Annotated in this window: 25 protein-coding genes; 12 read left to right on the forward strand and 13 right to left on the reverse strand. The window is 64.3% G+C overall.

Annotated elements, in window-relative coordinates; translation table 11 throughout:
• Positions 1 to 24: 24 nt before the first annotated feature.
• From B5X69_RS04350 to B5X69_RS04360, 3 genes are read left to right on the forward strand one after another with little or no spacing between them, the layout of a single operon-like run.
• Entirely contained in the window at positions 25 to 558 is a 534-nt protein-coding gene (locus B5X69_RS04350; protein ID WP_079637482.1) for a GNAT family N-acetyltransferase, read from the forward strand.
• A complete protein-coding gene (locus B5X69_RS04355; RefSeq protein WP_079637483.1) occupies positions 555 to 1,313 on the forward strand; it encodes a sterol desaturase family protein in 759 nt (252 codons plus the stop codon). Before B5X69_RS04350 ends, B5X69_RS04355 begins: the two co-directional genes overlap by 4 nt.
• Before the next feature lie 7 nt (positions 1,314 to 1,320).
• Positions 1,321 to 1,668 (forward strand): DUF2141 domain-containing protein, encoded by a 348-nt coding sequence (locus B5X69_RS04360; RefSeq protein ID WP_245798586.1) that lies wholly within the window; start codon positions 1,321 to 1,323, stop codon positions 1,666 to 1,668.
• Between the two features lie 24 nt (positions 1,669 to 1,692).
• On the opposite strand, the gene B5X69_RS04365 is transcribed toward B5X69_RS04360, so the two are convergent.
• The 3 genes from B5X69_RS04365 to alr are packed head-to-tail and all read right to left on the reverse strand — an operon-like array spanning position 1,693 to position 4,461.
• Positions 1,693 to 2,040, reverse strand: coding sequence for a RidA family protein (locus B5X69_RS04365; protein WP_079637485.1), 348 nt, complete (start codon positions 2,038 to 2,040; stop codon positions 1,693 to 1,695).
• A gap of 16 nt (positions 2,041 to 2,056) precedes the next feature.
• Positions 2,057 to 3,316: a D-amino acid dehydrogenase gene (locus tag B5X69_RS04370; RefSeq protein ID WP_079637486.1), complete on the reverse strand. Its 1,260-nt coding sequence runs from the start codon at positions 3,314 to 3,316 to the stop codon at positions 2,057 to 2,059.
• The gene (gene alr / locus B5X69_RS04375) at positions 3,316 to 4,461 is read right to left on the reverse strand and encodes an alanine racemase (protein ID WP_079637605.1); all 1,146 of its coding nucleotides are present in this window, start codon (positions 4,459 to 4,461) and stop codon (positions 3,316 to 3,318) included. Before alr ends, B5X69_RS04370 begins: the two co-directional genes overlap by 1 nt.
• Positions 4,462 to 4,585: 124 nt before the next feature.
• Here alr and B5X69_RS04380 point away from each other — a divergent pair, with 124 nt between their 5' ends.
• The 4 genes from B5X69_RS04380 to trmB are packed head-to-tail and all read left to right on the forward strand — an operon-like array spanning position 4,586 to position 8,804.
• Complete coding sequence (locus tag B5X69_RS04380) at positions 4,586 to 5,032, forward strand: Lrp/AsnC family transcriptional regulator (RefSeq protein WP_079637487.1); 447 nt, start codon at positions 4,586 to 4,588, stop codon at positions 5,030 to 5,032.
• Positions 5,033 to 5,088: 56 nt separating this feature from the next.
• Positions 5,089 to 6,762 (forward strand): apolipoprotein N-acyltransferase, encoded by a 1,674-nt coding sequence (gene lnt, locus B5X69_RS04385; protein ID WP_079637606.1) that lies wholly within the window; start codon positions 5,089 to 5,091, stop codon positions 6,760 to 6,762.
• Positions 6,763 to 6,814: 52 nt separating this feature from the next.
• The gene (gene metK / locus B5X69_RS04390) at positions 6,815 to 8,038 is read left to right on the forward strand and encodes a methionine adenosyltransferase (protein ID WP_079637488.1); all 1,224 of its coding nucleotides are present in this window, start codon (positions 6,815 to 6,817) and stop codon (positions 8,036 to 8,038) included.
• Positions 8,039 to 8,090: 52 nt separating this feature from the next.
• Positions 8,091 to 8,804, forward strand: a complete 714-nt coding sequence (gene trmB / locus B5X69_RS04395) for a tRNA (guanine(46)-N(7))-methyltransferase TrmB (RefSeq protein WP_079637489.1) — start codon at positions 8,091 to 8,093, stop codon at positions 8,802 to 8,804.
• Between the two features lie 145 nt (positions 8,805 to 8,949).
• On the opposite strand, the gene B5X69_RS21335 is transcribed toward trmB, so the two are convergent.
• A complete protein-coding gene (locus B5X69_RS21335; protein ID WP_176141510.1) occupies positions 8,950 to 9,765 on the reverse strand; it encodes a hypothetical protein in 816 nt (271 codons plus the stop codon).
• Between the two features lie 27 nt (positions 9,766 to 9,792).
• Positions 9,793 to 10,707, reverse strand: a complete 915-nt coding sequence (locus B5X69_RS04405) for a Rossmann-like and DUF2520 domain-containing protein (protein ID WP_425441494.1) — start codon at positions 10,705 to 10,707, stop codon at positions 9,793 to 9,795.
• Between the two features lie 122 nt (positions 10,708 to 10,829).
• On the opposite strand from B5X69_RS04405, the gene B5X69_RS04410 reads away from it, so the two are divergent.
• On the forward strand, positions 10,830 to 11,366 hold the full coding sequence (locus B5X69_RS04410; RefSeq protein WP_079637492.1) for a hypothetical protein: 537 nt from the start codon (positions 10,830 to 10,832) through the stop codon (positions 11,364 to 11,366).
• Between the two features lie 87 nt (positions 11,367 to 11,453).
• On the opposite strand, the gene B5X69_RS21675 is transcribed toward B5X69_RS04410, so the two are convergent.
• A complete protein-coding gene (locus B5X69_RS21675) occupies positions 11,454 to 11,624 on the reverse strand; it encodes a hypothetical protein (protein WP_217699096.1) in 171 nt (56 codons plus the stop codon).
• Positions 11,625 to 11,920: 296 nt separating this feature from the next.
• Here B5X69_RS21675 and B5X69_RS04415 point away from each other — a divergent pair, with 296 nt between their 5' ends.
• Positions 11,921 to 14,248, forward strand: coding sequence for a sensor histidine kinase (locus B5X69_RS04415; protein ID WP_176141511.1), 2,328 nt, complete (start codon positions 11,921 to 11,923; stop codon positions 14,246 to 14,248).
• Here the strand turns inward: B5X69_RS04415 and B5X69_RS04420 are convergent.
• Both B5X69_RS04420 and B5X69_RS04425 read right to left on the reverse strand, forming a co-directional pair.
• Complete coding sequence (locus tag B5X69_RS04420) at positions 14,234 to 14,851, reverse strand: response regulator (protein WP_176141512.1); 618 nt, start codon at positions 14,849 to 14,851, stop codon at positions 14,234 to 14,236. The genes B5X69_RS04415 and B5X69_RS04420 overlap by 15 nt on opposite strands.
• 242 nt (positions 14,852 to 15,093) lie before the next feature.
• Entirely contained in the window at positions 15,094 to 15,432 is a 339-nt protein-coding gene (locus B5X69_RS04425; protein WP_079637495.1) for a hypothetical protein, read from the reverse strand.
• An 83-nt stretch (positions 15,433 to 15,515) separates the two neighbouring features.
• Here B5X69_RS04425 and B5X69_RS04430 point away from each other — a divergent pair, with 83 nt between their 5' ends.
• Entirely contained in the window at positions 15,516 to 16,442 is a 927-nt protein-coding gene (locus B5X69_RS04430) for a LysR family transcriptional regulator (RefSeq protein WP_079637496.1), read from the forward strand.
• Positions 16,443 to 16,557: 115 nt separating this feature from the next.
• On the forward strand, positions 16,558 to 17,325 hold the full coding sequence (locus tag B5X69_RS04435; RefSeq protein WP_079637497.1) for a sulfite exporter TauE/SafE family protein: 768 nt from the start codon (positions 16,558 to 16,560) through the stop codon (positions 17,323 to 17,325).
• A gap of 21 nt (positions 17,326 to 17,346) precedes the next feature.
• On the opposite strand, the gene B5X69_RS04440 is transcribed toward B5X69_RS04435, so the two are convergent.
• On the reverse strand, positions 17,347 to 17,898 hold the full coding sequence (locus tag B5X69_RS04440) for a hypothetical protein (RefSeq protein ID WP_079637498.1): 552 nt from the start codon (positions 17,896 to 17,898) through the stop codon (positions 17,347 to 17,349).
• A 184-nt stretch (positions 17,899 to 18,082) separates the two neighbouring features.
• Between B5X69_RS04440 and B5X69_RS04445 the strand changes: the two genes are divergently transcribed.
• Positions 18,083 to 19,219, forward strand: coding sequence for a beta-ketoacyl-ACP synthase III (locus B5X69_RS04445; protein ID WP_079637499.1), 1,137 nt, complete (start codon positions 18,083 to 18,085; stop codon positions 19,217 to 19,219).
• A gap of 3 nt (positions 19,220 to 19,222) precedes the next feature.
• Here B5X69_RS04445 and B5X69_RS04450 read toward each other — a convergent pair whose 3' ends face one another.
• The 4 genes from B5X69_RS04450 to hisH form a co-directional block, all read right to left on the reverse strand.
• On the reverse strand, positions 19,223 to 20,311 hold the full coding sequence (locus tag B5X69_RS04450; protein ID WP_079637500.1) for a calcium:cation antiporter: 1,089 nt from the start codon (positions 20,309 to 20,311) through the stop codon (positions 19,223 to 19,225).
• Positions 20,312 to 20,357: 46 nt separating this feature from the next.
• Entirely contained in the window at positions 20,358 to 21,122 is a 765-nt protein-coding gene (gene hisF, locus B5X69_RS04455; RefSeq protein ID WP_079637501.1) for an imidazole glycerol phosphate synthase subunit HisF, read from the reverse strand.
• 74 nt (positions 21,123 to 21,196) lie between these two features.
• Positions 21,197 to 21,952 (reverse strand): 1-(5-phosphoribosyl)-5-[(5-phosphoribosylamino)methylideneamino]imidazole-4-carboxamide isomerase, encoded by a 756-nt coding sequence (gene hisA / locus B5X69_RS04460; protein ID WP_079637502.1) that lies wholly within the window; start codon positions 21,950 to 21,952, stop codon positions 21,197 to 21,199.
• Entirely contained in the window at positions 21,940 to 22,548 is a 609-nt protein-coding gene (hisH, locus tag B5X69_RS04465) for an imidazole glycerol phosphate synthase subunit HisH (protein WP_079637503.1), read from the reverse strand. Before hisH ends, hisA begins: the two co-directional genes overlap by 13 nt.
• Positions 22,549 to 22,557 lie beyond the last annotated feature (9 nt).

The raw sequence follows: 22,557 nt of genomic DNA on the forward strand, positions 1-22,557 counted from the left end.
TGCGGCTTGCGGCAAAATCCGTCCGTGTCCAGTCCTGCCTTCCGCATCGAACCCGCCACGCCCGCTGATGCCCGGGCCATCGCGTCCATCTATGCGCATCACGTCGCGCGCGGCACCGCGACCTACGACGTTGAGCCTCGCAGTGTCGTCGCAACCGCCGCGCTGATTTCGGAACATCAGGCGAAAGGCTGGCCCTTTCTCGCGGCGCGTGCGCCAGACGGCGGTGTCGCGGGCTATGCCTATGCCAGCCAGTTTCGCCCCCGCGCCGCCTATGCCTGGGCGTGCGAGGACAGTATCTATGTCGCGCCGTCGCAGCAGGGCTGCGGAGTCGGCCGCATGCTTCTCGACACGCTGCTGACAGCGGCCGCCGAGGCGGGCTTCCGCACTATGGTCGCGGTGATAGGTGGCGGCGAGCCCGCCTCGGTCGCGCTCCACGCTGCCTGCGGCTTTGCGCACGCAGGGCGTCTCACTGGGATGGGATGGAAGCACGGGCGCTGGCTCGACACCGTCTATATGCAGCGCGCGCTCGGCGTCGGCACGGCGAGCCCGCCCCAATGAGCGCGGCAGCCGCTATCGCGCTCTCGGCGGTTGCGATGACGCTGATCGTCGGGGGTCGCTATCTGCTCTCGAGCGGCGCCTTTGCCCTGGCAACGCGTCTTCGGCACCCCGGCCTCTATCGCGGGAGGGAGGCGCAGATACGGCGCGAAATCGGCTGGAGCCTTGCGAGCGCCGCCATTTATGGCATCCCCGCAGGTGTTGTCGCCTGGGGCTGGCAAGCACGGGACTGGACGCGCATCTACACTGATGCGGACGCCTTTGCCCTCTGGTATTTGCCGGTGAGCCTGTTTGCCTACCTCTTAATCCATGACAGCTGGTTCTATTGGACGCACCGGGCGATGCACCGCCCCTGGCTGTTCCGCCGGGCGCATGCGGTGCATCACGCAAGCCGTCCCCCGACGGCCTGGGCTGCGATGAGCTTTCATCCCCTGGAAGCACTGACGGGCGCTATCGTCATACCGGCGCTGGTCTTCGTCATCCCGATCCATGTCGCCGTGCTTGGCCTCATCCTCGCCATCATGACGCTGATGGGCGTTGCCAATCATATGGGGTGGGAAATCGCGCCCCGCGCACTGGTGCATGGACGCGCGGGGCGCTGGCTGATAACCGCAACGCATCATGAGGCTCATCACGCGGTCTATCGGGGAAATTATGGGCTCTATTTTCGCTTCTGGGACAAGGCTTGCGGCACGGATATCGGGCTTGGCTCTTTGTCCGCTCCTGATCGGCGCAAGCACAGCCCCGCCGAGCGTTGAAGTGAGCGTGACCGGGCTGCGCAGCACGAAAGGGCAGTTGCTCGTCTGCCTGACCACAAACCCCAAGGCTTTTCCCGACTGCAGTGATGACAAAGGCGCGGTACGAATGGCGGTGAAGGCCGGGGCCGCTTCCGATTTCGTCATCGAGGCGCCCGCCAATGGCACCTATGCGATTGCCGTCGTCCACGACGAGAATGGTAACCACCGGATGGACAAGGCACTGTTCCTGCCAAAGGAGGGTTTCGGCTTTTCCCGCAATCCCGCGATCACTGTCGGCCCGCCGAGCTTCAGAGCGGCAAGCTTTGCCCTCGACGGCGAGTCGCGGCAGGCGATTCGCATGAAATATATGCTGTAACCACCCGCCGCGCGCTGTACCTGCTCAGGGCAGGGCTGCGGTAACGATGACCTCGACCTTATAGTCAGGGGTCGCGAGGCGAACCTCGCCGGTCGCGCGGGTCGGCGCGCCCGCGCCCCCCAACCACTCTTCCCACACGCTGTTCATCGCGCCGAAATCGGCCATGTCGGCGAGCCAGATCATCGCGGTCAGCAACCGCGACTTGTCGGTGCCCGCCTCGGCGAGCAGGCGGTCGACCTGCGCGAGGACGGCGCGGGTCTGACTGGCCGCATCGTCGCCCGGCGCGCCAACCTGGCCCGCGAGGTAAACAATGCCATTATGGATCACGGCTTGGCTCATGCGCGAGCCCGAATGAAGGCGCTCGATACTCATGGCAATCTCCTTTGGGTTAATGTGAATAGCGGTCGAGCCCCAAAGCTTCGGGGTCGATCGGCGGTGTCTCGCCGCCGATGAGGCTGGCGATCAGACGACCCGAGCCGCATGCCATCGTCCAGCCCAAAGTGCCATGCCCCGTGTTGAGGAACAGATTTGAAATCGGTGTCTTTCCGACGATCGGCGTGCTGTCCGGTGTCATCGGGCGCAGCCCGCTCCAGAAATTGGACGGCGCTTCGTTGGCGGCAGCACCAGGGAACAGATCATTCAGCGAGTGTCGCAGCGTTCCCTCGCGCCGCGGCGGAAGCGCGCGATTGAAGCCCGAAAGCTCGGCCATGCCGCCGACGCGGATACGGTCCCCAAGCCGGGTGATCGCGACCTTGTAGCTTTCGTCGAGCAGCGTCGAAGCCGGCGCGCGTTCGGGATCGGCGACCGGCAGCGTGATCGAGTAGCCCTTCACGGGATAAATGGGGAGTCGAAGTCCCAGCGGCCGTAAAAGCGCGGGCGAATAGCTTGCGAGCGCGACCAGATAGGCGTCTGCTCGCAGCACGCCGGCGGCCGTATGAACCGCGGAAACCCTTCCTCCCTCCATTTCGAGGCGCTCGATCCGCGTGTTGTATCGCAGATCAACGCCCTTCGCGGGCAGCAGCGCGGCGAGCTTGCTCGTAAAGACATGGCAGTCGCCTGTCTCGTCGTGCGGGAGCCGTAGCCCGCCAAGGAAACGATCGCGCGCACCGGCGAGGCCCGGCTCGGCGCCGATGCAGCCGTCGCGATCGAGCAGCTCGAACGCGACGCCGTAGTCGCGAAGTACGGCAATATCCCCCGCGCTTGCTTCGCGTTGCTTTTCGGTACGGAAGAGCTGGAGGGTACCTTGCGAGCGATGGTCATAGTCGAGACCGAGCTGGGCGCGCAGTGCGACAAGTTCGTCGCGGCTATATTCGGCGAGCCGCACCATGCGGCTCTTGTTCAGCGCGTAGCGGGAAGCAGTGCAGTTGCGCAGCATTGCAAGCGTCCAGCGCAGCATCGCCATGTCGAGCCGCGGCTCGATGATCAGCGGCGCGTGCTTCATGAACAGCCAGCGCAGCGCCTTTGCCGGAATGCCCGGCGCCGCCCAGGGCGAGGCATAGCCCGGCGAAATCTCGCCCGCATTGGCGAAGCTGGTTTCGAGCGCCGGGCCGGGCTGGCGGTCGACCAGCACAACTTCATGCCCCGCCTCGGCGAGATACCAGGCGGAGGTAACGCCAATGACGCCGGCGCCCAACACGATGACCTTCATCAAATGTCTCCCGGGAGGACGACCTCGGCGGCGGCGTCCTCGACAAGGATGCGCGCGTGACGCGCACCGAGCCGCGTCAGTATTTCATAAGCGATGGTGCCCGCATCGTGCGCGACATCGGCGAGCGATTGCGACGGACCCAAGAATTGCACGAATTCGCCCTCGGCGAGTTCGTCTTCGGGAAGCGCGCTGATGTCCACTGTGAGGCTGTCCATCGACACGCGCCCGACGATGGGCAGCCGTATGCCGCGGTGCCAGGCTGCTCCTGCGCCGACGCCGAGAGAGCGCGGCCAGCCATCGGCGTAGCCGAGCGCGATCGTCGCGAGCCGCTGCGTTGCAGGGGCGATATGGTCGAGTCCATAACCGACCCCCGTTCCCGCCGCGATGGTGCGGATCTGGAGCACACGAGCATCGAGCCGGACAACGGGGCGCAGCCCCCGCGCATGCGGGCCCGGATCGACGCCGAACAGCGCAACGCCCGGGCGCGCGAGTTGACCGTGAAACGCCGCTGGGAGAAAGGCGCCGCCGCTGTTGGCGATGGACAGGGGCAGGCCCGGGAAATGCGCTGCAACCCGGCGAAATACGGCAAGCTGCTCTTCATTCGTCGCGCAGTCGGGCTCGTCGGCGCAGGCGAGATGCGTCATCAGAAGATGGAGGTCGAGCTCACCGACGCGCGCCGGGTCGGCGGCGAGCGCGATCGCATCCTCCGCCGCGAGGCCGAGGCGCGACATGCCGCTGTCGATGTGCAGCGCGGCGGGAAGCGGATATCCCAGCTTCCGGGCGTAGGCGCGCCAGCGAGAGACCTGAGACAAGGAATTGAGCACCGGAACAGCGCCCGCGGCGGCGCAAGATGCTTCGCTCGCCGGGTCGAGTCCATGGAGGATGAAGATCGTCGCATCGGCGCCGACCGCGCGCATCAATGGTGCCGCCTCGGCGAGCTGGGCGACGAAAAAGGCGCGGCAGCCTTCGCGATAAAGCGCCGAGCCGACGCGCGTTGCGCCGAGACCATAGGCATTTGCTTTGACCACCGCACCGCAGCGCGCGGGCGCTACGCGATCGGCGAGCGTGCGGTAATTGGCGCGAAGGGCGTCGAGGTCGATGCCAAGGCGGCTCGAACAGGTTTCAACGCAAGATAATTGCTGCATATCGCGCTCCCGCTCAGGAGAAAGATAGCGAATATTGTGCTGCATTTTTCACCGATCTATATATTGTTGGGACCGAACACCTGCGTAATTTCAGCAGAATTTGCGAAATATTGGAATTTTCTGCATGCACGCGCTTGACGACGCCGACCGGCGCATCCTTACCCGCCTTCGCCTCGACGCGCGGATCACCAACAGCGCGCTCGCTGCCGAGGTCGGGCTTTCGCCCTCAGCCTGCCTTCGGCGCGTGCGCCTGCTTGAGAGGTCGGGAATTATTCGCGGCTATACCGCGATCGTTTCGGGTGCGGCGCCCGACGAAGGCACGGTCGCGATCGTGCAGATCGAGCTTGAACGGCAGACCGAGGAATATCTCGTCCGCTTCGAGGCGGCGCTACGCCGCCACCCCGAAATTCAGGAATGGTATCTGATGACCGGCGACGGCGATTATATCCTCCGCGTCCAGATTGCCGGGATCGACGATTATGGCGTCTTTCACCGCGACGTCCTTTCGCGCCTCCCCGGCGTTTCGCGCATCACGTCGAGTTTTGCGATGCGCAGCCACCGCCGCATGTGAGCCCGGAATCGCCAATTGGCGATACAAACGCAGACCGATCGTCTAAGGGATCGCGCGTGACCGCATTCTTTCTCCGCATCACCACGCTTGCAGATCGCTATACCAAGCTGTCGGCGTTCCTTCTGGGGCTCGTTTCTGCAACCGGCTTCGCACCGCTGAACCTCTGGCCCCTGACCCTGCTCGCGCTCGCGGCCTGGATGGCGCTCGTCGCGCGGAGCGCCGCGGGCTGGCGCGCGTTCGGAATCGGTTGGGCGTTCGGCCTTGGGCATTTCGCACTCGGCCTCAATTGGATCGCGACCGCCTTCACTTACCAGGCGGCGATGCCGGCCTGGCTCGGCTGGGTCGCGGTACTCCTGTTGTCGCTTTATTTGGCCGTCTACCCCGCGCTCACAGCCTGGAGCGCGTGGGCGGTGCAGCGATACGCCGCGTCCGCGAAGGTCGCCGCGGGCAGCCCACGCCCAAGTCCGAATGCAATCCCGGCTGTTGCAGGGCTAACATTGTCCTTCATCCTCGCCTTCGCCGCTTTCTGGACGCTCACCGAATGGCTGCGAAGCTGGATTTTCACCGGTTTCGCCTGGAATCCTCTGGGCGCAATTCTCGTTCCGGTTTCGCTGGCCTCCCCGGCGAGGACCATCGGGACGTACGGCCTGTCGGGGCTCACTCTGCTGTGGGTCGGATGGGGGCTGCGCCTGGCGTTCCGGTGGCCGGCAACCTTTCGCAGCAGGCCCAAGAACGGCACCTACTTTGCTACCGTGATCCTCGCCCCCATTGCGTTTCTCTGTGTGCCGGTTCTGGTAGCGCTGCTCACCAACATGAGCGTCGCCGAATCTTCGCAGCGCGGCGCGACCCCCGTCACCCTTGTCCAGCCCAATATTGGACAGGAGGACAAATGGGAGGGCGGCAAGGCCGACGCCAATTTCGCCAAGCTCGCGCGGCTGACGATTCCGAAGGATGAGACCCCGCGTCTGATCCTGTGGCCCGAGGCGGCAATCCCTGATTACCTCGAGGCCGGCTATCCGTCGGTCTATTACGACCGCCCGCCGGCTGCGGCGCGCGGCCGGCTGACCGACCTCATGAACCCAGGCGACCTGATGCTGCTCGGCGCGCTCAAGCTCGAACTCGACCGCACCGGGGACGTCGTCGGCGCACGCAATGCGGTCATGACCCTCCATTCCGACGGCACGCTCGGCCCGCGCTACGACAAGGCGCATCTTGTTCCCTACGGCGAATATCTGCCGATGCGTTCTGTGCTTTCGGCCATCGGTCTGTCGCGGCTCGCACCGGGCGATATCGACTTCTGGCCTGGCCTGGGCGCACGAACGCTCGACCTCGGGCGCTTCGGCAGGGCCGGTCTGCAAATCTGCTACGAGATCATCTTCTCGGGGCAGGTGGTCGACCGCGCTCACCGTCCTGATTTCATCTTCAATCCATCGAACGATGCCTGGTTCGGCGCCTGGGGTCCGCCGCAGCATCTGGCGCAGGCACGGCTGCGTGCGATCGAGGAGGGCCTGCCCGTTCTGCGCGCGACGCCGACGGGCATCAGCGCGGTAATCGCTGCGGACGGGCGCGTCCTCCACGCGATCCCGATGCACATGGCGGGGCGGATCGACAGCTTGATTCCGCGCGCGGGCGCACCGACGCCATTTGCGCGCTACGGGAACTTAGTGCCCGTCGGTCTCGCGCTGCTGCTCATCGCGGCTGCCATTGCCTTTCGGCGCCGCGGGCGCTAACAGCAGCGCGACATAAAGCATCCTTTATATCCGATCCACAGAAGGCATCTCCATGCGCAACAGCTTCCTTTTCACGTCCGAGAGCGTGTCCGAAGGTCACCCCGACAAGGTGTCGGACCAGATTTCGGATTCGATCGTCGACCTGTTCCTGTCGAAGGATCCCGAGGCGCGTGTCGCGTGCGAGACACTGACCACCACCCAGCTTGTCGTGCTAGCGGGCGAGATTCGCTGCAAAGGCGTCTACGAAAATGGCGAATGGGCACCGGGCGCGCTGGAAGAGATCGAGGCGACCGTCCGCAAGACGGTGAAGGAAATCGGCTACGAGCAGGATGGTTTTCATTGGGAAACGCTGCGCTTCGAGAATAATCTTCACGGCCAGTCGGCCCATATCGCGCAGGGCGTCGACGAAAGCGGCGACAAGGACGAAGGCGCCGGCGACCAGGGCATTATGTTCGGCTACGCCTCGGACGAGACACCCGACCTCATGCCGGCTACGCTCGATTACAGTCACAAGATTCTGGAACGCATGGCGGCGGACCGCAAGTCGGGCAAGGCGCCGTTCCTCGAACCGGATGCGAAGAGCCAGGTCACGCTTCGTTACGCCAACGAGCGCCCGGTCGAGGCCACCGCGATCGTCGTCTCGACCCAGCATGCGCCCGGCTATTACTGGCACAATGGTGAAGGCGATGAGGCAAAATATGCGAAGCTTCGCGACTATGTGAAGAGCGTGGTTGCCGAGGTACTGCCCGCCGAACTGCTGACTGCCAACACCGTCTATCATATCAACCCGACCGGGCGTTTCGAGATCGGCGGGCCCGACGGTGATGCCGGACTGACCGGGCGCAAGATCATCGTCGACACCTATGGGGGTGCAAGCCCGCACGGCGGCGGCGCGTTCAGCGGCAAGGATCCGACCAAGGTCGACCGCTCGGCCGCCTATATCACGCGCTATCTTGCCAAGAATATCGTTGCAGCAGGGCTCGCGCGACGTTGCACCATCCAGCTCTCCTATGCGATCGGCGTCGCCGAGCCGCTGTCGGTCTATGTCGACCTCCACGGTACGGCCGCCAAGGGCGTGACCGAAGCGTCGCTTGAACAGCTGATTCCGCAACTCGTCCGCCTGACGCCGAAGGGCATCCGCACCCACCTCGGCCTCAACAAGCCGATCTACCGGCAGACCGCCGCTTATGGGCATTTCGGCCGCCAGGCGAACGGCGACGCTTTTCCGTGGGAGCGCACCGACCTGACCGACAAGCTGAAGGCGGCCTTCGCCTGACGGATTGCCGGGGCGCTTGCCGCCCCGGTCCCCGGACGCTAGGGCGCGCGCCATGACCGCTTACAAGTCGGGCGACCCGACCACACTGAACCGTCTCTACGGCCGCGCCAAGGGGAAGCCCCTGCGCGCGGGACAGCAGGATCTGGTCGATCATCTGCTTCCGCAGATTACCGTGCCCGAGGAAGGCGAAGTGTCGGCGGAGCGCTTGTTCGGGCAGGCATGCCCATTGCATTTTGAGATCGGTTTTGGCGGCGGCGAGCATATGGCAGCGCGCGCGGACATGCTGCCCGATCATGGATTTATCGGTGCCGAGCCTTTCCTGAACGGCGTCGCGCAGGCCCTGGTCCACGTCAGCGGCGATCATGGCGCGCATCCGCCGCTCGCCAATATTCGCATCCATCATGGAGACGCGCTGGAAGTCCTGCGCCGCATCCCCGACGGCGCCCTCTCCTTCGCCTATCTGCTCCACCCCGACCCCTGGCCGAAGGCGCGCCACGCGAAGCGGCGGATGATGAACGACGGTCCAGTCGATCTGATTGCGGCGAAACTAAAACCCGGCGGGGAGTTCCGTTTTGGCACCGACCACCCCGTCTACCTCGCCCACGCGCTCATGATAATGCAGCGCCACCGCCACCAGTTCGAATGGCTGGCAAAGGAGGCGAAGGACTTTCTCGTCCGCCCGAGCGGCTGGCCCGAGACGCGCTATGAAGCCAAGGCGCGCGCACAGGGGCATGAGGTCTGGTACTTCCGATACCGACGCATTTAGCTCAATCGCTAGCCTCTAAATACCATGTTTTCCCAGCATGTTAAGCCAAAGAACATGCGATATTCTATCCGATGGCTTCCGCAATGGTGAGTGCTGGATGATTATTTTTATGGTATCCGAAGTGCCATTGTGGCGACCGGGAAGATCACGATCCGAACGCTCGCCGCCCTTCAATCGCGCAGGCCTGCAAAGGCAAGGGCTGGGTCACCCTCGTCAAGCGGTCACTGAAGCTCCATGTGAAGCCGGTCCTTCGCGATAAGCCGCTGCCGACGGTCACGCGCGTCGACGTCGTCGCCGTGTTCGACCGGCTTCCCACGGACCAGATCGCCAATAAACGGAACGTGTTTGCGGTCCTGCGGCGCCTGTTCAAATGGGCGATCAGCCGCGGCGACATCGAACGCAGCCCCATGGAGGGATGGAGACACCCCCTGCGGTCAAGCCGCGCGAACGCTGGCTTAGCGACGCGGAGCTTGCCCGAATCTGGGCCCAGGCGCCCACGTGCCATCGCTGCTTCGGCCCGATTGTCAGACTGCTGATCGTGACAGGACAGCGGCGCGAGGAAGTCACCAGCCTTGATTGGGCGGAAGTGGACCGGGCCGAGCGGGAATGGCAACTCCCCGGCGATCGCGCGAAGAATGGCGAGCCGAACATCATTCCTCTCAACGATCTGGCCATTGCCGAACTGGACCAAGTTGCGGGCGGCGATCGCTGGCCGCGCAGCGGGCGTGTGTTCCCCACCTCGAGCGGCGCGGGCTTCACCGCCTATTCGAAGGGCAAGAAGAAGCTCGACAGGCAGGAAACCGCATCGTCGGCCGCCGAGGACGCTCGCACCGCGCAGGCCGAGCTGGAGCAATTCGACAGCGTGCTGGAGCGCCTGGAAGCGAAGCGCAACGAACAGCGGCGGCTGGTCGCCGAACTCGATGATCCGGAGCAGCCATGGTGCCAGCCTGAGCCTCGGCATGGAGATTTCGCGAATCGAGTAATGCCATCAGCCGCGGAGCTGATCCAGACGGGCGCGGAGCGCGGGCGGAACGCTGGCCCCCGAGCGTTCCAATGCGTCGAGCGTGGCCAGTGCCATGGCGCGATAGGGAGGCAATATCTCCGGCCGATGCCCGGCAAGTGCCTCAAGATGTCCCGCAATCGTCTCCTCGTCACCGCGCAGCAGCGGACCGGAAAGCGCCGAGAGGCCGTGCCCGAGGCTGTTTTCGAGCGCCGCTCGAACGAGCGGTGCGAGCAGGCCCGCAGGGTCGTCCACACGAGCGCCGCGGAGCGCGTCGAACGAGCCCTCGAGCAAAGTGACAAGATGGTTTGCGGCGTGGCAAAGCGCGGCGTGATAGAGCGGACGATGCGCTTCGGCGATATCGACGCCGACGCCGCCGAGACAGCACACGACATCGCGGGCGGCCGCCTTCGCCTCAGCGTCCGCCCCTGTAATCGCGAACCGCGCGCCCGACATGCGCTGCACCTCGGTGCCCGGGTCGCCGGTGAAGGTCATTACGGGATGGATCGCCGCGGTCAGTGCGCCGACGGCGCGCAGAGGATCGAGCAGCGCCGCCCCGCTGCGTCCGCTGACATGAAAGACGAAGGGCGCGCGCCCTCGCGGCATCGCGGCCGCCATGGCTACCGCTACTGAACCGAGCGCATCGTCGGACACCGCGATGCCGATCAGGTCACAGGCGCCGACCAGCGTTTCGAGCTCTGCCGCCAAGGTCCGGCCAGCCCGTTTGACGGCGCTCTCGAGCCGGTCCGGTGAGCGGCCCCATAGCATAACGGGCGCCGCCGAGTGAGCGCCAAGGCCGAGCGCAAGCGCCTGCGCCACCCGGCCAGCGCCGACAATCCCGATTTGCCGATAGCCATTCTTCGTCATCGCCCTCTTGTAGCGCCGCCAAACCGCTCCCGCCATGGTGCCGGCCACTGCAGCCCGGCGCGTCCGGGGCACGGCAGGCCCGATGAGGACTCCTTGCGGCGCGCTATTGGCTCTAGGCCGAGACTTTGGGGGGGCGACTGCAGGACGGGAGCCAAGACATGAACGCCCTTTCGACGCGAGACGGCGGCGATGCCGCCAACGACCTGTACCGCGGATCGCCTGGCGAACCGCCAGTCGACGCCGCGCTCGGCCTTCAGCTTTCCCGCGCCAGTGCGTTATCGCTGCTGCGCTTGCAGCTCGCCTTAGAGCGCGGCGACCGGATCGCGGCGATCGAGGCGATCGATCGGCTCCACGCGGTTGATTCTCAGGTCGAAAAACTCGTTGAAAGTCTGCCTTGCGCCGAAGATCCGAAGCTGAAGGCGATTACCCGCCAGATACTCGAAGAGAAGATGGCGCTCGCCTTCGAAAAACTTGCGCTGGCGAGCGGGGTCAGCGGGCCTGACCTCGCGTCTGCGCCCGCCTTCCTGCGTCGGGGCCCGAGCGAGCCGCCTGCCACTGTCGCGGAACCCGATATCGAGGAATATCCCGTCGAGGTCACCCCGCCTTTTGGGGTGCTCCGCACCTATGCGCCCCGCGCCGCGCTGCTCGTGGCGCTCGCGGCCGGAACCGCCGGCGTGCTGGCGGTCGCGCTTTAAGGCCTGTCTGCGCCCGTGTAGAAATGGCCGGGGCGGTGGGTGCTGCCCCGGCCGACTGCATGGTTCCCTCCCGACCGGGTCGCGAGGTCAGAAGAGAATCCATGCAGCCACGCAAGCACCGTCGGTGTTGCGATCCGAGATCGATGTGCCCCAGCCGGCGGCAGCGAAGCCGAAGACGGCTCCACGACAAGCCAAACCCGATTCGATCGCAGCTAAGCCGCACGCGGCCTGCTGGTCAGACATCGAATCGCCGGGCATCGAACAATCCCCTCGCCGAGGCGGGTAGCCCGACCAGCGCCGGGAAGCCGCGTCCAAAGGTTCCCCCTGCCTGCTGCACCCCCGCGCCGAACGAGCCCTCCGGCTGTCGACATTATAGGACCGACTAGTTGCCGAATGATGCCAGCGTCTACCCAATGTTTTTTTGGGGTCGGCTCGGTTATCCTTCCCGTGTGGCTAGCGGATGAACGTGCCAACCGCCTCAGTACAAAAGAAATTTGACTTCCGCGGGGCAGGCAGCAACATCACCGGTCATGGGGGGATCAAGCCGAATTCTGATGTTCGTGCTCGCGATGCTGGCGGCGCTTCCCTTTGCGCAGGCCACGCCTGCGCTCGCCGACCGGCCGGGCGCGAACCAGGCTTTCCGATCCGCCGACAAAGCCTGCAACGATCCAACCGGTTGTTCCCGCCTGGGCGGCGGCGCCTTGCAGCTTCCGGTGCTCGATCTTCGGCCCGGCCACGATGCGCCATCGCTTGCGCCTTTCGTCCGCTACGCAAAGCGCAGCGCGCCGATCGATCGGGCAGTGGCGGACGCGATGCTCGCAGCCCCGCTCGCGCGCGTCACTGGGCCGACGATTCACTTCGGACCGCCCGGACGCCACACCGCGGTGCTATTGAAGGTCCGCAATGCGGGCGGGGCGCAAGGAAGCTGGATCCTGACCACCGGACGCGGGTCGCTTGCTTATTTCCGTCTGTTCGAAGTGTCGGGAAGAGAGTTAACCCTGCTTGTCGACGGGACTGATGCGCGCACAGCGAGCGACAATCTGCGGACCTATCAGGCGTTCAGCACCGAATTGGTGCTCGAACCTGGCCAGGAAAGGCTGATCCTGATCGACTTTCTCTCCGCAAACTCGACCTATATGCCGCTGAGAATCGCCACCTACGGCACCTTCTTCAAGGAGCGGCGTGCGAATATCGCGATGGTATCGGGCGTGGTCGTCGGTACCGTCGTCCTCATCCTCCTGAACTTCCTCTTCTTCGCGATCACAGGCTACCGCGAATTCATATGGCTGGCAGTTGCCGAGGCTTTCTTCGCGCTCAACACCCTCCATTCGGAGGGTTATTTCACAATATTCTTCCTCGCCGACAAACCGCTGACCGGCGTAGCGGTTGAGGATGTTATCAAATGCGGCTTCGCCGCTACCATGGCCCAATTCTGCCGCAGCTTCGTAAACACGGCCAAATATTTTCCCAAGCGCGACATCGCGCTAAAAGGCCTGATCTCCGCGGCGCTGGCCATCGCGCTGCTGCAGGCGGGGCTCTCCTTCTATCCGAGATGGCTGCTCGCAGCGCTGCATAGCGCGACCTGGATCGTCACGGTCGCGGTCGCTTTCTTTCTTCCCGTGATCGGATTTGCCGCGATGCGGCAATTCGGGCGTCAGCTTTGGCCTTTGTTCGCAGGCTGGGCCAGCCTTGCGCTGTTCATCCTCTATGCCGCGATCGCTTCGATGGGTTTGTTTACCTGGCTGCCGATCAACTGGCACCTGGCGGGGCCCGTCGGTCTCTTCGAGGCGATCATGGTGACGCTCGCGCTCGGACTGAATCTCAAGAAAATTCAGACTGACAAGCTTGCCGCCGATACCAACTATGCGCGCTCACTTGCCGAACGAGTGCGCATTAGCGAGCGTGCTGCCCGGCTCGCCGAGGAAAAGGCGTTCGCACTTGCAACGGTCCACAGCCAGAATGCGATGCTCCACGCCTCGGGTCACGACAGCAAACAGGTGATCCTGGCGCTCAACAGCGCGGTCGAGGTGCTGAAGCGCGGCGGCGACGCCGACAAACACCGCGAACTCACCGACCTGCTGCAAGGCTCCGCCGCCTATTTGAGCGGGATCGTGTCCACCACCATATCGGGTGCCAGCATCGTGGGTAGCGATATGGATTTCATTACCCTCAGCAGCTTTCCGGCAGAGGCCCTGACAGAGCCGCTGGTGATGATGTTCAAAACCAGTTTCGCGCAGAAAAAGCTGACGCTCGACGTAGAAATAGCCGGCGAAATCATGATCCTGTCGGATCGGCCATTGCTGATGCGCGCGCTCGCGAACCTGCTCGGCAACAGCTATCATTATACCGATCATGGCGGCGCGCGGGTCCATGTCGCGGCGCAGGGCGGGCAGGTCGCGGTCACCATCACCGACAGCGGCAAGGGTATGCCCGCTGACGTCATGGCCCGCCTCAATGACGAGGCGGTCACCCGGCTGCGCGCGGACGAGACCAATGACGGCAGCGGATCCGGTTTCCAGTCCGCCAAGCGTCTGATCGAAGCACTGTCGGGGTCGATACGCATCCTGAGCTCCACTCCGGCGGGCACCGAGATCCAGATTATCCTCCCCCATGCGTTCCTCGCCGTCTCGCCCTGTTCGGTGGCCGATATCGCCGAATTGCTCCCTGGCTTACATTTGATCGACTTTGACCAGCGCGACACATTCGAGGCGGCGCTGTCCACCGTTCCCGCGCCCAAGGAGCAGATCATTGCCTGCACCTATGACGACACGAGCATCACGCGCGGTCGTCTTGCCGACCTGGTGGGAATGGTGTTCATCAAGCCGCTGTGCCGCGAAATGGCCGCGCATCCCCGGCTGAAAGGCGGCTCAAAGGAGGTTTAATTCGTGCGCGCGGTCAACGATCTTGCGGTTGTGGGACACCTCGAGCTTACGCCTTAGTTCGGCGATGTGGAACGAAACTGTCGGCTGCGCGATCGAAAGGCGGTAGGCGATTTCCTTGTTGCTTTCGCCCTGCGCAAGATAGTGGAGGATCGCCATCTGCCGCGATGATAAAGTCACCGGCGGCTGACGATACCTCCCCAGCGCCTCGCGCATCTGGGGTGAGATATAGATGTCACCTGCGAGCGCTGCATCGCACGCGGCAAGAATCTCCCGGGGCGGGTCGGCCTTGCTCACCACCGCGCGCGCGCCGAGCTTCAATGCATAATCGACTTCGCCATATTGGGTCTCGCCCGTCAGAATGATCACGGTCATGTCGCGCGAACCGATAATTTCTGCAAGCACGTTGATCCCGCGCACGTCGGGCAGATTGAGGTCGAGGATCACAAGATCAACGGGCTGCGACTGGACGAAGGCACTCACCGTGGCGCCGCGGTCGAGCGTGCCGACGACGAGAAAGCGCTCCTGCCCTGCGAACAGCAGCCGCAGACCGCCCTGGGTGATCGGGTGATCGTCGACGATCAGGATCCTGTGATGCGTGCTCATCGCCATTCTTCGCCCCCCAAGCCGCAGCCAATCTGCCCCAAGTGCGAGAAATATCGCAACCTGAATAATCTTGGGGGCGCGCGATCTTGGACTTGTTCCCGCGCGCACGGATCCGCCGCGCATCGCGCGAATTCGAGGGCCTTTCTCATACAAATGGGGCGGCCCGATGAGGAGCCGCCCCAGTTGTGGTGCCCGCCGGGGAGAGGGAGAGTGCGGCGGGCCGGAGATTGGTGCCTTATGGCTCAGCGAGCGGCCATCTGGCTGTCGGATTCGGTTTCGGCGACGCCGGCGATCTTCAGCGCAGCGCGATACTGCTTGGCAGCGGCACGTTCGTTGCCCGCTTCGCACAGCTTGTTGCCGGTCGAAACAAAGCGCTTCGCGCTCGACTGCTTGCTGCCCTGCATGTCATCGGCAGCGGCGCGCGCCTGATCAGCAAGACCCGCGCAACGATAGTCGCTGCCCTTCGCCTGAGCGTAGGCCGGCGAGGTCGAGGCGATCAGGCCGGTAAAAGCGAGCGCGGAAGCCGCGACGATAGCGAGGGCGGAGGGGAAGCGCCGGAAAGAGGAGAGCTGATAGGTCATGGGAGAGGTTCCTTTCGTTTCGTTGTGCAACCTTTTTAGCCGCGGTTGCGCACATAGATAATCCTCTATAATCTGCAAGTGCCTTGAAGCAGGATTTAACAATTCCCCATGGGGCGCTCGACGGGATCGAGGCTTTCCTGCGCGTCGCGGAGAGGCGGAGCTTTTCCGCCGCCGCCGCTGATCTTGGCGTCTCGCCGTCTGCGATCAGTCAGACAGTCAAGGCTCTGGAGGCCCGCGTCGGCGCACCCTTGTTCATGCGCACTACCCGCAGCGTCGGGCTGACCCAGGCGGGCGAGATGTTCCTGGAACGCGCAGCGCCGGCCTATGCCGGGCTCGCCGATGCCTATGAAGCGGCGCGCAACCTCGGCAACCGGCCCGCGGGACGGCTTCGGATCAATTTGATGCGCGGTGCGGTCCAGCCGTTGTTCGCGCCGATCCTTGCAGGTTTCTGCGAAGCCTACCCCGAAATCGAGGTAGAGATTTTTGCTGACGACGCCTTTGCCGACCTTAGCGCGGGAGGCTTTGATGCTGGAATCCGCATGGGCGAATCGCTCGATGCCGATGTGATCGCCGTGCGGCTAACCGGGCCGTTTCGCTTCGTCGTTGCTGCAGCGCCCGCTTATATCGCCCGCCACGGACGCCCCGAGACGCCTGAGGACCTGCGCAACCATCGCTGCGTGCGCCTCCGCCTTGGCACCGGCGCCATGATGCCGTGGACCTTCGCGCGCGGCAATCGCGAAATCGAGGTGGCGGTGACCGGACCCGTGATCGTCAACGATTTCCATGCCATGATGGTAGCCGTCAGCACCGGGGTCGCGATGGGCATGATCGCCGAGCCGACCGCCCAGCCGCTCGTCAAGACAGGCGAAATCGAAGTGCTTCTCACCGAACATGCCGCCTCGACCTCCGGCCTCTTCCTCTATTACCCGAGCCGCAAACAGGTAATGCCGAAACTGCGCGCCTTTATCGATTATGTCCGCGATCATCTGCCCAACGATGTGAGCGTCTGAACCATTCGCATGCCCCGCACAAACAAATCCCTTTGCCGCGCGCAGAAAAATTGGGCTGGCGATTCCCGCCAAAAGACGGCAGCCAGATGTCAACCAAAACAGTTGGAATGACCTTATGCTCGATCTGGCCGCCTTGGATCCCACGGCGCTCCTGCCCTTCATTCTCATCGGCTTTGCAGCGCAGCTGGTCGACGGGGCTCTCGGGATGGCATTCGGTGTCATCTGCAACACTCTGCTCGTCGCTGTGATGGGCGTGCCGCCCGCGGCGGCATCGGCGCGCATCCATGTTGTGGAGGTTTTCACCACCGGCGTGTCGGGGATCAGCCACCTCATTCACCGCAACATCGAGTGGGGTCTCTTCCTTAAGCTGCTGATTCCCGGTCTGATCGGCGGCGTATCGGGCGCCTACCTCCTGAGTTCGCTTCATGGCGATTTCGTCAAGCCGTTCGTCCTCACCTATCTGGTTGCAGTCGGCATCTGGCTTCTTGTCCGCGGCCTTCTCTATCCGCCCAAATTCCGCAAGCCGAAGGTGATCGCCCCGCTTGGGTTGATCGGAGGTTTCCTCGACGCCGCGGGCGGCGGCGGCTGGGGGCCCGTGGTGACCTCGAATCTACTGGTCCAGGGCGCCGAACCGCGCAAGGTCGTGGGCACGGTGAACAGCGTCGAATTCTTCCTGACTCTCGCGGTCTCGGCGACCTTCATCTGGCACCTTGGCCTCGATGACATTGCTGGCGCGACCCTCGGCCTGCTCATTGGCGGCGTCCTCGCCGCGCCCCTCGGCGCAGTGATGGCAAAGCGCTTCTCGCCCAAGCTCATGCTGCTCCTCGTCGGCTTCGTGCTCACGGCGACGAGCGCCTTTGGGCTATACAAGGTGCTCGTCTAGCGCCCGGCCGGCGGTGACGGTTCAGTTCGCCGGCCGCGTCACGTCGATCTTGTCGACCCATTCGGGGTAGAAACTGGGCTCGCGCGCCGACCAGCCGGGCGCGGTCGCAGCAGCTTCGCTGATCGACTGGAGCAGTGAGCGCCGCTTGTCGGGATGAAGGTGCGGAAGCGACGCTGCGGCGCAAAAAGCGCCGGGAAGCCACGGTCGCGCATGCGCGCCGAGCAGCCGCTCGTAGAGAAAGCGGTAAGAGGCAAAGCCGGGAAGCCGGTCCTGACCGAGGTCGAACGCCGACACGGCGACGAGCGGCGCCATGAAGCCTTCGAGCGCATCGAGACCGCTATCCTCGGGAATATGTTCGCGAATTTCGCCAAGCCGCTGGTAGACTCGGGCCTGAACGCGGATCGCGGTCTCTTCGACCATGTCGCGCGACCAGCGCGCGATTGCATCGTCGCGTTCGAGCCCGATGTCGAGCGAACGCCGGATATAACGCTGGGTCGAGGCGGAAAAACCCGCAAATTCCTTGATTTCCGAAATAGAAAGGTCGCCCGCGGCCGGTCCTGAACGCGTCGCCATCGTCATGCTCCCCGCATCGCACCCCGGGAGCCGTCCCCCGGGAGGCTTGCACTTGGACAATGTGCCATAGCAAAGGTTAGTGGCAGGTTAACCATGATGACGGACCTCATCCAGCCAGCGTGGGACATTGCGCCGAATTGCGACCAGTCCTAATCCACATCAACCACGACACTCAGGGGCTTTCATGTCGAACTCACCGCAGCCGGTCTTGTCCTCCACCGGACTCTTCACCCCTCAAGAAACCATCTCGAACGAAGAGCTCGTCGCCAGCTTCAACGCTTATGTCGCGCTCCATAACAGCAGGAATGCGGCCGCGATCGCGGCGGGCGAAATCGCAGCGCTCGCTGAATCGAGCGTCGAATTCATCGAGAAGGCGAGCGGCATCGGCTCGCGCCATGTCGTCGACAAGGCGGGCATCCTCGATCCGGACCACATGGCGCCGCGGCTGCCCGAGCGCAGCAACGAGGAACTGTCGATCCTCGCCGAAATCGGCGTGGCCGCGGCGAAGGATGCGCTTGCCCGGGCTGGCCGCGACGCCAGCGATGTGAACGCGGTGCTGTGCGCGGCCTCGAACATGCAGCGTCCTTATCCAGCCATGGCGGTCGAAATGCAGCACGCGCTCGGCATCGAAGGATTCGGCTTCGACATGAACATTGCCTGCTCGTCGGCGACCTTCGGCATCCAGACCGCGGCCGATTATATTCGCGCGGGTCATGCGAAGAGCGTGCTCGTCGTAAACCCCGAAATCTGTTCAGGTCACCTGAACTGGCGCGACCGCGACAGCCATTTCATCTTCGGCGACGTCGCGACTGCGATCCTGATCGAGGACAAGAGCATTGCTCCAGTGGGGCATTGGGATATCCTCGGGACGCGGCTCAAGACCGCTTTCTCGAACAATATCCGCAACAATTTTGGTTTCCTGAATCGCACCCATGGCGGCATCGACCAGTCGGACCCTAAGACGGACAAGCTCTTTGTCCAGGAAGGCCGCAAGGTATTCAAGGAGGTCGTGCCGATGGTTGCGGCAATGATCGTTGAGGAAATGGAGAAGCTGGGGCTCGAGGGTACCGACATGCGCCGCCTGTGGCTGCATCAGGCGAACACCAACATGAACCGTCTGATCGCACAACGTGTGCTCGGGCACGAGGCCAGTGCAGACGAAAGCCCCACGGTGCTCGATACCTATGGCAATACATCGAGCGCAGGGTCGATTATCGCCTTTCATCTCCATCACGCGGATATGACCCCTGGCGATACAGGGCTGATCTGCTCGTTCGGTGCCGGCTATTCGGCCGGGACGGTGTTCGTGCGCAAGACCTGAGCGTCAAGGCACGAAGGTCGTGAACAGATAGACCGCGAAAAGCATGAGGTGAATCGTGCCCTGGAGCACCGTGGTGCGGCCATTCGCGAGCGTCTGCGACGCGACGATCAAGGACAGGAAGAGCAGCACCGTCGACTTGGCGTCGAGGCCGAGGCTAATCGGCAGATCGATGGCGATCGACAGAATCGCGACGGCCGGAATCGTGAGCCCGATGGTCGCGAGCGCTGACCCAAGCGCAAGATTGAGACTGGTCTGCAAGCGATCAGCCTTTGCCGCGCGTACCGCCGCGAGCCCTTCGGGAGCCAGGATCAGCGCCGCGATGAGCACACCGAGGACGGCCGGCGGCGCTCCCCAGTCAGCAAGCAGCGCGCCGATGACGGGAGAGAGGCTCTTCGCGAGAAGCACAACCGCAACCAAACTCGCAAGCAGAAGCGCGCCCGAGAGTGCGGTTCGCTGGCCACTCGGCGGGGCGGCGTGGGCATCGGGCTCCCCGTCGCCGTCGGCATCGCCGTCTGGCAGGAAATAATCGCGGTGGCGCACCGTCTGGACGAGCGCGAAGGTGGCATAGAGGATCAACGACACCGCCGCGACAAAACCGAGCTGCTTCGCCGAATAGAAGGGCCCGGGCACGCTCGACGTGAAATTGGGGAGCACCAACGTCACCACGGTGAGTACTGTCAGCGTCGCGAGCGCAGCCCCGATGCCAGTACGCTGGAACCGCTGTTCGTGATGGCGGATCGCACCGCTGAGCAGGCAAAGCCCCATCAGAAGGTTGAGGATCACCATCACCGCTGCAAACACGGTGTCGCGCGCGAGCGTCTGCGCCTTTTCCGGCTCGGCCTGCATGAGCGTCAGGATCAGCCCGACCTCGATCACGGTGACGGCGAGCGCGAGGATAAGTGTCCCGAACGGTTCGCCGACCCGGTGCGCGATCACCTCTGCGTGGTGAACCGCCGCGACGACCGAGCCTGCTAGAATGATCGCAACCAGCCAGGGGTTGAGCGGCATGGCAAAGCTTGCCATCGCGGCGGCAAATCCCAGAACGGGAAAAATATCGTTGGTGCGGTCGGCGAGGCGAAGTTTCGTCGTCATGCGCTTCTCTTACAGCCGCCTTCTTCCTTGCTAGCTGTAGCCGGCTTTAATGGGCACGGACCGGCAGTCCGGCGGCCGCAAGCCGCGCGTGTGCCTCGGCGACCGTCGCCTCCCCGAAATGGAAAATGCTGGCCGCGAGCACCGCGCTCGCGCCGCCTTCGATCACTCCGGCGACGAGATGATCGAGATGACCGACGCCGCCCGATGCGATGACCGGGACGCTCACCGCATCGGCGATAGTACGCGTGAGCGCAAGGTCATAGCCATCCTTCGTGCCGTCGCGGTCCATGCTCGTCACGAGCAATTCGCCTGCGCCCAGCGAGGCCAGTCGCACGGCATGATCAAGCGCATCGATCCCCGTTGGCGTGCGGCCGCCGTGGGTGAAGATTTCCCAGCGTTTCTCCCCCACCCGCCGCGCGTCGATGCTCCCGACCGCGCACTGGCTGCCGAAGCGGTCAGCAATATCGGCGACCAGTTCAGGGCGCGCGACCGCGGCGCTGTTTACCGCGATCTTGTCGGCACCCGCGAGCAGGAGCGCCCGCGCATCCTCGGCGCTGCGCACGCCGCCGCCTACGGTTAGCGGCATGAAGCAGACTTCAGCGGTCCGTGCGACCGTCTCGAGCAGAGTCCCGCGTCCCTCGTGGCTGGCCGAAATATCAAGGAAGCAGAGCTCGTCGGCACCCGCAGCATCATAGGCACGCGCTGCCTCAACAGGATCCCCGGCATCGCGCAGATCGACGAAATTGACGCCCTTGACGACGCGTCCGTTGGCCACATCAAGGCAGGGAATGACGCGAACGCGGACGGTCATCGGCTGTCCTCCTGCCCGCGCGAAGGCTCCGGGCAACGGCCGTTGGGGGAGCGCGTCATCGTTCCATGTCTCCCCTAGGCCGTCCCGCAAGCCGGGGGTGATCCGGCGATGGCAATCGCTTCGGACAGATCAAGCCTCCCATCATAAAGCGCCCGCCCGGTGATCACGCCCTCGATACCGTCAGTCACATGGTCGCGCAGAGCATATATATCGGCGATCCCAGCAACCCCGCCGCTCGCGATGACCGGGATATCGACCGCCTGCGCTAGCGCCACCGTCGCCTCGACGTTGCAGCCCTTGAGCAGCCCGTCGCGACCGACATCGGTAAAAAGCAGCGCTGCCACTCCTGCATCCTCAAAGCGCCGCGCAAGATCCGCAACACGCACGTCGGAGACGTCCGCCCATCCCTCGGTAGCAACCATTCCGTCCCTTGCGTCGACCCCGACAATGATCCGGCCGGGCAGGTCGCGCGCTGCCGCCTTGACGAAGTCGGGGTCCTTCAATGCCGCAGTGCCGATGATGACCCGCTCGACCCCCAGCGCGAGCCAGCGGTCGACCCCAGCTCGGTCCCGGATGCCGCCGCCGACCTGCACTTTTCCGGGAAAGGCGGCAAGGATGCTCTCGACCGCGCCGCCGTTCACGCTCGTCCCTGCAAAGGCGCCGTCGAGATCGACGACATGGAGGTGCGACGCGCCGGCCTGGGCGAAGAGGCGTGCCTGCGCTGCAGGATCGTCGCCATAAACGGTCGTGCGCGCCATATCCCCCTCGGCGAGCCGCACCACCTGCCCGCCCTTGAGGTCGATAGCCGGGAAGATGGTCAGGGTCGCCACTTCAGGAACCTTTCGAGCGTCGCGAGGCCATAGGCCTGGCTTTTTTCGGGGTGAAACTGAACGCCGACGATATTGTCGCGAGCGACCGCTGCCGTGAAAGGCCCGCCATGCTCGCTCGTTGCCGCGACATGCGCTGCGTCGTCGAAATGATAACCATGGAGATAATAGGCCTCGCCGCGTGCAATCACCGGATGCGAGAGGGTCGGGAGGACGTCGTTCCAGCCCATGTGCGGGATACGAAGCCCCGGCGCGGGCGCAAAGGGGCGAACGGTGCCGCCGATCCAGCCGAGGCCCGCGCGCCGCCCATGCTCCTCGCCCGCATCGGCGAGCAACTGCATGCCAACGCAGATGCCGAGGAAAGGCGCGCCGTCCCGGCGTACGCGGCGCTCCAGCGCCTCGACAAGGCCGGGAATAGCAGAAAGACCGTTCATGCACGCGGCAAAGGCACCGACGCCGGGCAGCACGATCCGCTCGGCCTTTGCAACGGCATCGGGGTCGGCGGTGACAGCAACGGTCTTTGCGCCCGCTGCGACGAGCGCATTGTGCACCGAGCGCAGATTGCCCGCGCCATAGTCGATCAGGGCGATGGCGCTCATAGGAAAGTC

It is taken from the genome of Sphingopyxis flava (assembly GCF_900168005.1).
GTDB classification, from domain to species: Bacteria; Pseudomonadota; Alphaproteobacteria; order Sphingomonadales; family Sphingomonadaceae; genus Sphingopyxis; species Sphingopyxis flava.

Bases quoted from the DNA above. Each gene is read 5' to 3' on its own strand.
- trmB (WP_079637489.1), top strand. From the start codon at position 8,091: ATGACCGCTTACAAGTCGGGCGACCCGACCACACTGAACCGTCTCTAC.
- metK (WP_079637488.1), top strand. From the start codon at position 6,815: ATGCGCAACAGCTTCCTTTTCACGTCCGAGAGCGTGTCCGAAGGTCAC.
- B5X69_RS04420 (WP_176141512.1), bottom strand. From the start codon at position 14,851: ATGAGCACGCATCACAGGATCCTGATCGTCGACGATCACCCGATCACC.
- B5X69_RS04380 (WP_079637487.1), top strand. From the start codon at position 4,586: ATGCACGCGCTTGACGACGCCGACCGGCGCATCCTTACCCGCCTTCGC.
- B5X69_RS04445 (WP_079637499.1), top strand. From the start codon at position 18,083: ATGTCGAACTCACCGCAGCCGGTCTTGTCCTCCACCGGACTCTTCACC.
- hisF (WP_079637501.1), bottom strand. From the start codon at position 21,122: ATGACCGTCCGCGTTCGCGTCATTCCCTGCCTTGATGTGGCCAACGGA.
- B5X69_RS04450 (WP_079637500.1), bottom strand. From the start codon at position 20,311: ATGACGACGAAACTTCGCCTCGCCGACCGCACCAACGATATTTTTCCC.
- B5X69_RS04370 (WP_079637486.1), bottom strand. From the start codon at position 3,316: ATGAAGGTCATCGTGTTGGGCGCCGGCGTCATTGGCGTTACCTCCGCC.
- B5X69_RS04410 (WP_079637492.1), top strand. From the start codon at position 10,830: ATGAACGCCCTTTCGACGCGAGACGGCGGCGATGCCGCCAACGACCTG.
- B5X69_RS04425 (WP_079637495.1), bottom strand. From the start codon at position 15,432: ATGACCTATCAGCTCTCCTCTTTCCGGCGCTTCCCCTCCGCCCTCGCT.
- B5X69_RS04405 (WP_425441494.1), bottom strand. From the start codon at position 10,707: ATGGCGGGAGCGGTTTGGCGGCGCTACAAGAGGGCGATGACGAAGAAT.
- B5X69_RS04415 (WP_176141511.1), top strand. From the start codon at position 11,921: ATGTTCGTGCTCGCGATGCTGGCGGCGCTTCCCTTTGCGCAGGCCACG.
- hisH (WP_079637503.1), bottom strand. From the start codon at position 22,548: ATGAGCGCCATCGCCCTGATCGACTATGGCGCGGGCAATCTGCGCTCG.
- B5X69_RS04365 (WP_079637485.1), bottom strand. From the start codon at position 2,040: ATGAGTATCGAGCGCCTTCATTCGGGCTCGCGCATGAGCCAAGCCGTG.
- B5X69_RS04355 (WP_079637483.1), top strand. From the start codon at position 555: ATGAGCGCGGCAGCCGCTATCGCGCTCTCGGCGGTTGCGATGACGCTG.
- B5X69_RS04435 (WP_079637497.1), top strand. From the start codon at position 16,558: ATGCTCGATCTGGCCGCCTTGGATCCCACGGCGCTCCTGCCCTTCATT.
- alr (WP_079637605.1), bottom strand. From the start codon at position 4,461: ATGCAGCAATTATCTTGCGTTGAAACCTGTTCGAGCCGCCTTGGCATC.
- B5X69_RS04440 (WP_079637498.1), bottom strand. From the start codon at position 17,898: ATGGCGACGCGTTCAGGACCGGCCGCGGGCGACCTTTCTATTTCGGAA.
- B5X69_RS21675 (WP_217699096.1), bottom strand. From the start codon at position 11,624: ATGCCCGGCGATTCGATGTCTGACCAGCAGGCCGCGTGCGGCTTAGCT.
- B5X69_RS21335 (WP_176141510.1), bottom strand. From the start codon at position 9,765: ATGCCGAGGCTCAGGCTGGCACCATGGCTGCTCCGGATCATCGAGTTC.